Source organism: Methyloceanibacter sp. (assembly GCF_035650995.1).
Taxonomy (GTDB): domain Bacteria; phylum Pseudomonadota; class Alphaproteobacteria; order Rhizobiales; family Methyloligellaceae; genus Methyloceanibacter.
This window is the reverse complement of sequence record NZ_DASRGO010000183.1, coordinates 1-10,920: the sequence shown is the minus strand read 5'-3', so window position 1 is coordinate 10,920 and position 10,920 is coordinate 1. Positions and strand designations below refer to the sequence as shown.

Here is a 10,920-nt window from a genome sequence, read left to right as displayed (position 1 = left end):
GCATTACGAGCTGATGAACATCGACGCTCCGCCGGCCGCCATCGCCGAGCTCGAGCGCCAGATGCGGCTTTCGACCGACATCATCCGTTTTCTCACCGTGCGCGTCGACGAGCACGAGACCGGCCCGTCGCCGATGATGCGCCGCTCGGATCGCGATGAGCGCGACGGCCGCGGCGAACGCGGCGACCGCGGTGACCGCGGTGACCGCGACGGACGCCGCGGCGGACGGCGCGATTTCCGCGACCGCGATCATAGTCCCCGCGAGGCCCGCACCGAAGAGCCCGAGGCCGAGCCATTCGAAGAGGGTGAGGATTCCTGATGAGCATGACCCAACCCCAGGCCCGCCGGCCCTTCTATCGGCGGCGCAAGACCTGCCCGTTCTCCGGCGATAAGGCCCCGAAGATCGATTACAAGGACGTGAAGCTCTTGCAGCGCTACATCTCCGAGCGCGGCAAGATGGTGCCGAGCCGGATCACCGCCGTCTCGGCCAAGAAGCAGAGGGAACTTTCTCGCGCCATCAAGCGCGCGCGCTTCCTCGGCCTCTTGCCGTATCTGATTCAGTAAAGGAGCGTCGGGTCGGTCGAAGCTGGGCCTGACGACGCAGAAGAATGAAGTTGGGGCGGGCGTCCCTCCCCTAACCGCTCTCAAGGAGGCGGGACAGCGACCAAGATGCCAACACCTCTTCTCATCGGCGCGGGCTCAGGTCTCGTCTCTGCGGCGCTGTTCGCCTCGGCCGCGACGGCGGCCGCGCTTGCCGGCGTGTTGCTCTATCTCGCCCCCCTTCCGCTGTGCCTCGCCGGCCTAGGCTGGGGCGGCGCGGCGGCGCTTGCCTCCGCCGTTGCCGGAACGGCGGTCGTCGCGGTGACCCTCGGCCCGGCGACGGCCGCGATCTACGCGCTGGCGATCGCGGCGCCGACGGCGCTGCTCGCGCATCTTGCCCTTCTGTCGCGCCCGCTCGCGCCGGTGCAAGGCGAGGTCACGCCCCCCGTCGAATGGTATCCCGCCGGCCGCCTCGTCGCCTGGGCCGCGCTAATCGCCGGTGCGCTTGCCGCCGTTCTCGTCCTCGGCATCGCTTACGATCAGGACGCCTACAAGGAGATGATCCGCCAGGGGCTCGAGCACAGCGTGCTGAAGGACATCGATCGTGACGGCACACTGTTCACCGAGGAGACGCTTACCAGCATGTCGGCGATGATCGCGCGCGCCCTTCCCGCCGCCTTCGCCATGGTCTGGCTGACCGTCACCCTGTTCAATCTGTGGATGGGAGGCGTGATCGTGAATGCGTCGGGACGCGCGCTCAGGCCCTGGCCCGACCTCCTGGCCCTCGATCTGCCGAATGCGCTCGTCGTGATCTTCGCCGCGGCATTGCTCCTTTCGTTCGTGCCGGGTCTTCCCGGACTGATTGCGACGGGCTTCGCCGGCGCGCTCCTCTTCGCCTTCGTGCTGCAAGGACTTGCGGTGATCCACGTCTATAGCCGCGGCGTACCGTTCCGCGCGCTTCTGCTCGTCGCGGTCTATCTCGGAATTCTGCTCCTGGGGTGGGTGGCAATCGTCGTCGCCATTATCGGCCTCGGCGAACCCGTGTTTCGCTTGCGCGAGCGCGGCCAGCCGCCCACGACCGGCGGAACGATCTAATCAGGATGCAACGATAGGAGTCCCACCATGCAAGTCATTCTCTTGGAGCGCATCGGGCGCCTCGGCCAGATGGGCGACGTTGTCACCGTCAAGGACGGATACGCCCGCAACTTCCTTCTGCCCCAGGGCAAGGCGCTGCGCGCGACCGAAGCCAACCGCAAGCGTTTCGAGCGCGAGAAGTCGCAGCTCGAGGCGCGCAATCTCGAACTCAAGACTGAAGCCGAGGCGGTTTCGCGCAAGCTCGACGGCCAGAGCTTCGTCATCCTTCGTCAGGCGGGCGACTCGGGCCAGCTTTATGGCTCCGTCTCGACCCGCGACATCGCCGAAGCGCTCACCGCAGGCGGTTTCTCGATCGAGCGCCGCCAGGTGATGCTCGACCGTCCCATCAAGTCGCTCGGGCTGCACGAGCTCCGCATCGCCCTCCATCCCGAGGTGCTGCCGCATGTGACCATCAACGTGGCTCGCTCGTCCGACGAGGCCGAGCGTCAGGCAAGGGGCGAGGCCGTCACCGCCAAGGCGATGGACGAGGCCGAGGAAGCGGCCGAGGCCGCCCGGCGCGCGGCCGAAGCCTTGTTCGAGGAGGGCGCAGGCCCCGCCACCGAGGAGGCCGAGGGGGAGGAGCCCGCCGAAGACGGCGAGGCCGAGTAGATCTTCGATCTCGTGATGCCCGGCTCATGCCGGGCATCGACGCCTTCGTCGCGCACCAACATCGTGGATGGCCGGGCTTTCAGACGGGAATCTGGCAAGGCTCCGGCCCGCATAGGCGGAAAAAGCCCGGTCATGACGACTGATCGACAACCCTGTGGGCTGCCCGTGTTTCTCCACTATGTCCACAGAGCAGCCGCCTCGCCATTTGGGTACCGTGGATCATGAGCGCACTGATTCGCCCTGCCCAGGAGACGCCGGTTTTCCGCGCCCCTCCGCACAATCTCGAAGCCGAACAGGCCCTGCTCGGCGCGATCCTCGTCAACAACGAGGCGATGGACCGCGTCTCGAGCTTCCTGAAGCCCGCGCATTTCTATGACGCGCTGCACGCGCGCCTGTACGAGGCGGCTGCCAAGCTCATCCTTGGCGGCAAGCGGGCGACCCCGATCACGCTCAAGACGTTCTTCCAGTCCGAAGAGCCGGTCGGCGAGTTGACCGTACCGCAATATCTCGGCCGGCTCGCCGCCAACGCCACCACCATCATCAATGCCGAGGATTACGGGCGCACCATCTACGACCTCGCCATCCGCCGGCAGCTCATCATCGTGGGCGAGACGATGGTCAACACCGCTTACGACTCGCCGATCGACGCCGAGCCCGCGGTGCAGATCGAAACCGCCGAACAGCAGCTCTACGAGCTTGCCGAGACCGGGAAATACGGCACGGGCTTCGAGCCCTTCTCTTCGGCGCTGACCGACGCCATCGACATGGCCGCCAACGCCTACCGGCGCGACGGCGGCCTCTCGGGCCTCGCTACCGGCTTCTCCGACCTCGATCAGAAGATGGGCGGACTTCAGCCGTCCGACCTCGTCATCATCGCCGGCCGCCCCTCGATGGGTAAGACGGCGCTTGCCACCAACATCGCCTACCATGTGGCGAAGAGCTATCGCCTCGATAGCGACGGCGAGAGCGTCGTCGATGGCGCGGTGGTGGGTTTCTTCTCGCTCGAGATGTCGGCGGAGCAGCTTGCCACCCGCATCATCTCCGAACAGGCCTACATCTCCTCCGAACGCATCCGCCGGGGTCGCATCGACTCCGATGAGTTCGACCGCATCGTCGAAGTCTCCCAGGAGTTGCAGAACCTCCCTCTCTATATCGACCAGACGGGCGGCATCACCGTGGCCCAGCTTGCAGCGCGGGCAAGGCGGCTCAAGCGCCAACGCGGTCTCGGCTTCATCGTGGTCGACTACCTCCAGCTTCTCTCGGGCTCCTCCAGGCGCGCCGCCGAAGGCCGTGTGCAGGAAGTCTCGGAGATCACCACCGGGCTAAAAGCGCTCGCCAAGGAGCTGCACGTGCCGGTGCTCGCGCTCTCACAGCTCTCCCGCCAGGTCGAGCAGCGCGAGGACAAGCGCCCGCAACTCGCCGATTTGCGCGAATCGGGCTCGATCGAGCAGGATGCCGACGTGGTATTGTTCGTGTTCCGCCAGGAATATTATCTGGAGCGAAGCCAGCCTCGCGAGAACACCGAAGAGCACCGAAAGTGGCAGGAAGAGATGGACATGGTCACCGGCAAGGCAGAGGTGATCATCGGCAAGCAGCGCCACGGGCCCACGGGCACGGTGACGCTGCAATTCACGCCGGAATTCACGCGGTTCAGCAACCTCGCGGCACCGGACCGGCTGCCGGAGCGCAGGGACTGACGAACGCTCGCACCGCTCCTGCGCCTTCGCGCGACGAGGGCGAGGATGCGGGGGAGACCGCGATCCTCACCATCGATCTCGACGCCCTTGCCGCCAACTACCAACACCTGAGCGAGCTTGCCCGTCCTGCCGAATGCGCGGCCGTCGTGAAGGCCGACGCCTACGGGCTCGGCATGGCCGAGGTGGCGCCCGTTCTGTGGCGCCAGGGCTGCAAGACCTTCTTCGTGGCGACGCCGGCCGAGGCCGAGGCTCTGCGCAGGCTCCTGCCGCAGGCCGTGATCTACGTGCTCGCCGGCCTCATGCCGGGCACGGCCGGCATATTCCGCAGGCATGGCCTCCGTCCGGTGCTGAACAGCGCCGAGGAGATCAGGGAATGGGCCAACTACGCCATGACGGCCGGCGAGGCGCTTCCCTGCGCCGTCCATATCGACAGCGGCATGAACCGCCTCGGCCTTTCCGCCGCCGAAGTCGAAGCGATCGCCGCCGCACGCGATGTGTGGGGAGCCTTCACGCTCTCGCTGGTGATGAGCCATCTCGCTTGCGCCGACGAGCCCGATCATCCGAAGAACGAGACGCAGCGGAGGCTCTTCGACGCGCTCCGCGCGCGGCTGCCCAAGGCGCCGGCGAGCCTCGCCAATTCCCCCGGCATGCTTCTCGGCCACTCTTATCTATATGACCTCGTGCGGCCCGGCATCGCGCTTTATGGCGGGACCCCACAGAAGAGCTGCCGGCACTCCTTCGCGCCCGTCGTGCATCTCAAGGGCCGCATCCTCCAGGCGCGCACCGCCGGCCCCGGCGAAACTGTTGGCTACGGCGCGACGCGAACGCTTGCCCGCCCATCGCGCATCGCCACCGTCTCGGTGGGCTACGCCGACGGTTTCTTCCGTTCGCTCTCGTCCAAGGAGGGGATGACCGGTTTTACCGCCTATGCCGGCAACCACGCCGCGCCGATTCTGGGCCGCGTCTCCATGGACCTGATCACCATCGATGTGACGGACGTTCCCGAGGCGCTCTCGGCCCGCGGGGGGTGGGTCGAGCTGATCGGCCCGCATGTCAGCGCGGAGATGCTCGCCCACCACGCCGGCACCATCGACTACGAGGTTCTCACCAACCTCGGCGCCCGCGCGCTTCGGCGCTATATCGGCGGCTAGAGCCCATGGCCAAGACCTCGCGAGCCTTCGTCTGCCAAGCCTGCGGCGCGGTCACCGCCCGCTGGTCGGGCAAATGCGCCTCGTGCGGCGAATGGAACTCGATCATCGAGGAGGCGCCTTCAAGCTCCCCTGCCCTCGTCGCCATCAAAGGCGGCAAGGGCCGGAACGCGGCAAGGGTAGCCTCCTTCGAGACGCTCTCCGAAGCGACGCTCGATGCGCCGAGACTTCCGACCGGCATCGCCGAACTCGACCGCGTGCTCGGCGGCGGTCTTGTTCCCGGCTCCGCCGTGCTCGTCGGCGGCGATCCCGGCATCGGCAAGTCTACTCTTCTGCTCGAAGCTTCGGCCAAGCTGGCGGGGACGGGCGCGCCGGTCGTTTATCTCTCGGGCGAAGAGGCGACCGCCCAAGTGCGCATGCGGGCGAAGCGCCTAGGTCTCGAACAGGCGCCGGTCGCTCTCGGCACCGAGACCAACCTCGCCAACATCATCGCCACGCTGGCTTCGGCGGCGCCGCCGGCCCTCGTCGTCATCGACTCGGTGCAGACGCTTTGGTCCGAGGCGATCGAGGCGGCGCCCGGCACGATCTCACAACTTAGAGGGTGCGCGTCTGCCCTCATCAGCCACGCCAAGACGACCGGTTCGACCCTCGTGCTCGTCGGCCATGTCACCAAGGACGGCCAGATCGCAGGCCCCAAGGTCATCGAGCACATGGTCGACACCGTGCTCTATTTCGAGGGCCTCAGCGGGCACCAGTTCCGCGTGCTCCGGGCAGTGAAGAATCGCTTCGGTCCCACCGACGAGATCGGCGTGTTCGAGATGCGCCAGGAGGGGCTCAAGGAGGTGGAGAACCCTTCGGCGCTGTTCCTGAACGACCGCGACCGGGGCGCTCCAGGCACTGCGGTGTTTGCAGGGATGGAGGGCACTCGTCCGATTCTTGTTGAGATCCAGGCCCTCGTTGCCCCGACCGCGCTTGGGACCCCACGCAGGGCCGTCGTTGGCTGGGACCCAAACCGGCTTGCCATGCTGCTTGCTGTGCTCGAAGCCCGCTGTGGGGTGAGGCTCGCGGCCCACGACGTGTACCTGAATGTGGCGGGCGGGCTCAGATTGACCGAGCCGGCGGCCGATCTTGCGGCAGCGGCGGCCCTTCTGTCCTCCTTCACCGGGCGGGCGGCGCCGGAGGATACCGTCTATTTCGGCGAGGTCAGCTTGACCGGGTCGGTGCGGACGGTTGGCCATACGGATCAGAGGCTTAAGGAGGCGAAAAAACTCGGCTTCACCCGCGCCGCGGTTCCTGCCGCGGTTGGCGACGGGAATGGCAGTGCCGATGGGCCGAGACTTTGGCCCATGTCGGAGCTGGACACGCTCGTAACCTGGTTCGGAGCCCCGTCCGGCGAGCCGCTCTAAGCCACCGGAGGCGCCCCAAAAAAGCCCTGCGACAATGCGACGGGCGAAGGCGCGGCGCCATTGCGCGAGGCGGGCCATTTGTGCTTCATCGCCGGGAATCGTGATAGTGTCCGCTCGCCCGTCTGAGGAGCCCTCGCGCCATGCCCGTCTCCTGGCTCGATATCATTCTCATCGTCATCATGCTCATCTCGGGCTTTCTCGCCATGGTGCGCGGCTTCACCCGCGAAGTGCTTTCGGTCTTCTCCTGGGCCGTGGCCGCCGTCGCCGCCCTTTATCTGACCCCGAAATACTACACGGTGCTGCAGCCCTATATCGACAAGCCGAGCATCGCTCAGATCGTCTTTGCCGCCGCCGTCTTCGTGATTTCGCTGATCATTGTCAGCCTGATCACCTTCCGCATCTCCGACAAGGTGCTGGACAGCCGGGTCGGCGCGCTTGACCGCACGCTGGGGTTCATTTTTGGCCTCGCCCGCGGCTTTTTGCTCGTGGCCATCGTGTTCATTCTCTTCACGGCGCTTGCGCGCGACCAGCCAGACTGGGTGCGCAACGCCCGCTCCTACTCCATTCTCCAGCAGACTCAGGTCGCGATCGAGTCGCTGCTGCCGATGAACCCCGAGCAGTATTTGCCGGGCGGTCAAGACCAGGGCGGCGGAACGCAACCTGAAACGCAACCAGAGGGCCAGCAGCCGGAGACGCCAACGCCCAATGAAGGCGCCCCTGCCCAGCCCGGTCAGAAGTCCTGAGGAAACGCGTCAGTAAGGAGTGTGTAACGGTCTTTAGCCATTGAAGCGCTTTTGAGGGCGCCTATTTACAGCATGGAGGCGGACGCCCGTGACCGAGCATACTGACGTTAACGACCCCGGTTTGAGCTGGCTCGAAGAGGACCGGCTGCATGAAGAATGCGGCGTCTTCGGCATCTTCAACCACCCCGACGCCGCCGCGCTGACTGCGCTTGGTCTGCATGCTCTCCAGCATCGCGGCCAAGAGGCGGCGGGCATCGTCACCTTCGACGGCGCCCATTTCCATACCGAACGGCGCTTGGGTCTCGTCGGCGACCACTTCACCTCGCGCCCGGTGATCGAGCGGCTTGCCGGCAAAGTTGCCATCGGCCACGTGCGCTATTCGACCTGCGGCGATCCGGTTTTGCGCAACGTCCAACCCCTGTTCGTCGATCTCGACTCGGGCGGCTTCGCACTCGCCCATAACGGCAATCTCACCAATGCGCTCACCTTGCGCGAATGGCTGATCAAGAAGGGGGCCATCTGCCAGTCCACCACCGACACCGAGGTGATCCTTCACCTCGTTGCGCGCAGCGAGAAGCGGCGCTTCGTCGAGAAGTTCATCGAGGCGCTGCTCCAGGTCGAAGGCGCCTACGCCTTTGTCGGTCTCACCAACAAGAAGCTGATCGGCGCGCGCGATCCTTACGGCATCAGGCCGCTCGTTCTCGGCAAGCTCGGCGAAGCCTGGGTGCTCGCGTCGGAGACCTGCGCGCTCGACATCATCGGCGCCGAGTTCGTGCGCGAGGTGGAGAACGGCGAGGTCGTGATCATCTCGCACGACGGCATCGAGAGCCACAGATTCGTGCCCAAATACCCCGCGCGGCTCTGCATCTTCGAATATATCTACTTCGCTCGTCCCGACTCCATCGTCGGCGGCCGCTCGGTCTACGAGGTCAGGAAGGAGATGGGCCGGCAGCTCGCGCGCGAGGCCCCTGCCGACGTGGACATCGTGGTCCCCATTCCGGATTCGGGCGTGCCCGCCGCCATCGGCTACTCGCAAGAATCGGGACTCCCCTTCGAGTACGGCATCATCCGCAATCACTATGTGGGCCGCACTTTCATCGAGCCCGAGCAGCGCATCCGCCAGCTCGGCGTCAAGCTCAAGCACAGCGCCAATGAAGGTCTGGTCAAAGGCAAGCGCATTGTCCTCATCGACGACAGCGTGGTGCGCGGCACGACCTCGGTGAAGATCGTGCAGATGATGCGCGAGGCGGGCGCCAAGGAAGTGCATATGCGCATTTCGAGCCCGCCGATCACTCATCCCGATTTCTACGGCATCGACACGCCTGACCAGGACAAGCTGCTCGCCGCCAACCGCACGCTCGAGGAGATGCGCGCCTTCATCGGCGCCGATTCACTCGCCTTCCTCTCGGTCGACGGCATCTATAAGGCGATGGGCTATGAGGGCCGCGACGCCGCCCATCCGCAATTCACCGATCACTGCTTCACCGGCGAATATCCGACCCGCCTCAGGGACCGCGAAGGCCCGCCCGCGCAGAAGCAGCTTTCCTTCCTCGCCGAGGTCGGTTGACGTCGGGGGTTCGAGTCCCTCCTCCGCTACCACCATTGTTGCGGGTTGCGATAGCATGGTGTTGGTGAGGATTTTCATTGGCAGACGCGCATGCACGGCCCTGAGATACTTGTCAGAACGCTGAGCAAGCGTACTCGGGTCGATAGCTATGATAATCGTTGGCAATATCACTCGCGCAGCGACCACCATTCCAAAGTCGCCTGTTGGGGAATCACCTTCGATCTATTGCAATGTAGCCCCCTTCTCAGGCGCCACATTGAAACGGGAAAAGTAGGATTTGGTATCAACCACGAAATGCGTGACTTTGTTCACGACCGAAAGAAGAATCTCGACTTAGTGCTATGCACGCCATCAGGCGCAATGGATGAATCAGCTTTCACGCTCGCCGATATGATAGCCGACTACGAAATTGAACTATCTTCGGAAGAGGAAAATCAGCTTTCTGAACTGCCCAATTTACGTAGGGTCAGAGTCGGAAGCGTGTTGATGGCACTTGAGGCTAAGGCCTGCATGACAGCCCACCAGCGCGCGCTCCCTCGCCTATATGATGAGCTAAATTCTTCACACCTCACTGTGCATGGAGCCTCGGACCAAGCGATTGCCGCTGGTTTTGTAATGGTAAATATCTCCCGTCGCTATCTCAGTCCCGATCTCAACAAGCGCAACCGTGCAATCGATCCCGCATGGAGCACTCATGACCAGCCGCGTGACGCGCAACTTGCCGTCGACAAAGTACGCCAACTTCCACGTCGATCGAGAACTGGAGACACAGGCTATGACGCACTCGCAATTGTCGTCATTGACTGTGCTAATGATGGTTCGCCTGTACGGCTGCTGACAACACCGCCTGCGCCTCAACAAGGCGACATCTATCATTACGATTCGATGATTGACCGGCTAGCCCATATCTACGCCACACGCTTCCGGGACCTGTAGGCAACTGGTGTTCAGTTCGCGCCTATAGACTTCGATCCGTGCTGTGACGACACTGCTCCGTAGGCGGGCGACCGCCGTTTCAATATAGGCAGGTTCGATCTCCACACTCACACTGTTCCTACCGGTCTCAATGGCGGCCAAAGCCGTGGTGCCTGTGCCTCCGAATGGATCGACAACAGTATCACCAACGAACGAAAACATCTTGATAAGCCGCCGCGGGATTTCCAAGGGATAGGGCGCGGGGTGAGTTGAGCGTAGCTGACCGGTGACATCGGTCCAAACGGGTCCAAACCATTTGGCATAGTCATCGGTCGAGATAAACGACATCTGTTCTTGAACGCGCGTAGGTTTTCTGTAACCGCCCGGTTTGCGGAGAAACAGAATGTGCTCAAGATCATTCTTCACCACCCCGTTTGGCAAATTTGGTTTGCCCAAGAAGCGTGATGACCTTGACGCCTCAAGTCTTATGTTGGCTACCTTTTGCCATCGGATTGGAGTTAGGCAATCGAAGCCAATTCGGCGCGCGCGAACCTGAATATCCGCTGACAGAGGGAGCACATGATGTCGTCCCGCCTTGCGTCGCGATAAGCAGATATCGCCAACGACACACGCTACACGACCGCCCGGAACCAAAATTCGTAGGCATTCCTCCCAAACCAGATCGAGTTCGCCGAGAAATTTGTCGTAAGAGGCTATGTTGCCTAGCTGCTCAGGATGGTCGGGATAGGTCTTCAGCGCGCCATAGGGAGGGCTGGTACAGACGAGGTGGACGCTTTCCGTGGGTATGAAGTCTAATTTGCGTGCATCCCCCTCGAAAATCCTATGCGTTGTAATGCCTTGGCCCATGGCCTCCCTCCAACGCGGCAAATAAGAACAAAACAGAAACTATTTCGAGTCTCGTCAAGACGCAAGTGGGGGCAGAAACTTACCTACAAGGGTCGCTCGACAGACGTTGCACACGAAACAGCGATTCAAGGACGTCATCATCGGCGCCCTGCGGCAAAAAAAGGGACGTTGGCAGCGCCGCTGTTCTCAGGCACCCTTCGGTTCGTCTTGGGCGGCCCCCCTGCGCGTTCAGGATTTTCGGCGCTCCGCCCCTACTCTTGGGGCGTGCAGGTTCCGAATTCCGCGTAGGTCCGG

General features: G+C 63.7%; 11 protein-coding genes. 10 read left to right on the top strand and 1 reads right to left on the bottom strand.

The genetic code is table 11. From position 1 onward, the window contains the following. The 10 genes from VFB18_RS13435 to VFB18_RS13390 all read left to right on the top strand — a co-directional run. Positions 1–319, top strand: a 319-nt coding sequence (locus VFB18_RS13435) for a 30S ribosomal protein S6 (RefSeq protein ID WP_324976226.1), incomplete at its 5' end; no start/stop codon positions are given. Positions 320–324: 5 nt separating this feature from the next. After that, positions 325–564 carry a 30S ribosomal protein S18 gene (rpsR, locus tag VFB18_RS13430; protein WP_324976223.1) on the top strand — a complete coding sequence of 80 codons (240 nt, stop codon included), beginning with the start codon at positions 325–327 and terminating at the stop codon, positions 562–564. Between the two features lie 105 nt (positions 565–669). Continuing rightward, positions 670–1,635 (top strand): DUF2232 domain-containing protein, encoded by a 966-nt coding sequence (locus VFB18_RS13425; RefSeq protein ID WP_324976220.1) that lies wholly within the window; start codon positions 670–672, stop codon positions 1,633–1,635. A gap of 27 nt (positions 1,636–1,662) precedes the next feature. Further along, positions 1,663–2,283 carry a 50S ribosomal protein L9 gene (gene rplI, locus VFB18_RS13420; protein ID WP_324976217.1) on the top strand — a complete coding sequence of 207 codons (621 nt, stop codon included), beginning with the start codon at positions 1,663–1,665 and terminating at the stop codon, positions 2,281–2,283. 221 nt (positions 2,284–2,504) lie between these two features. Next, the gene (locus tag VFB18_RS13415; protein ID WP_324976214.1) at positions 2,505–3,980 is read left to right on the top strand and encodes a replicative DNA helicase; all 1,476 of its coding nucleotides are present in this window, start codon (positions 2,505–2,507) and stop codon (positions 3,978–3,980) included. Then, complete coding sequence (alr, locus tag VFB18_RS13410; RefSeq protein ID WP_324976229.1) at positions 3,977–5,131, top strand: alanine racemase; 1,155 nt, start codon at positions 3,977–3,979, stop codon at positions 5,129–5,131. The genes VFB18_RS13415 and alr overlap by 4 nt, the downstream gene beginning before the upstream one ends. Before the next feature lie 5 nt (positions 5,132–5,136). Further along, positions 5,137–6,534 (top strand): DNA repair protein RadA, encoded by a 1,398-nt coding sequence (gene radA / locus VFB18_RS13405; RefSeq protein WP_324976211.1) that lies wholly within the window; start codon positions 5,137–5,139, stop codon positions 6,532–6,534. 140 nt (positions 6,535–6,674) lie between these two features. Continuing rightward, positions 6,675–7,277 (top strand): CvpA family protein, encoded by a 603-nt coding sequence (locus VFB18_RS13400; protein ID WP_324976208.1) that lies wholly within the window; start codon positions 6,675–6,677, stop codon positions 7,275–7,277. Positions 7,278–7,365: 88 nt separating this feature from the next. Then, positions 7,366–8,844 (top strand): amidophosphoribosyltransferase, encoded by a 1,479-nt coding sequence (gene purF / locus VFB18_RS13395; RefSeq protein ID WP_324976206.1) that lies wholly within the window; start codon positions 7,366–7,368, stop codon positions 8,842–8,844. A gap of 90 nt (positions 8,845–8,934) precedes the next feature. Further along, positions 8,935–9,780 carry a hypothetical protein gene (locus VFB18_RS13390; protein ID WP_324976204.1) on the top strand — a complete coding sequence of 282 codons (846 nt, stop codon included), beginning with the start codon at positions 8,935–8,937 and terminating at the stop codon, positions 9,778–9,780. Here the strand turns inward: VFB18_RS13390 and VFB18_RS13385 are convergent. Further along, positions 9,742–10,626, bottom strand: coding sequence for a site-specific DNA-methyltransferase (locus VFB18_RS13385; RefSeq protein WP_324976201.1), 885 nt, complete (start codon positions 10,624–10,626; stop codon positions 9,742–9,744). The genes VFB18_RS13390 and VFB18_RS13385 overlap by 39 nt on opposite strands. Positions 10,627–10,920: the final 294 nt, after the last annotated feature.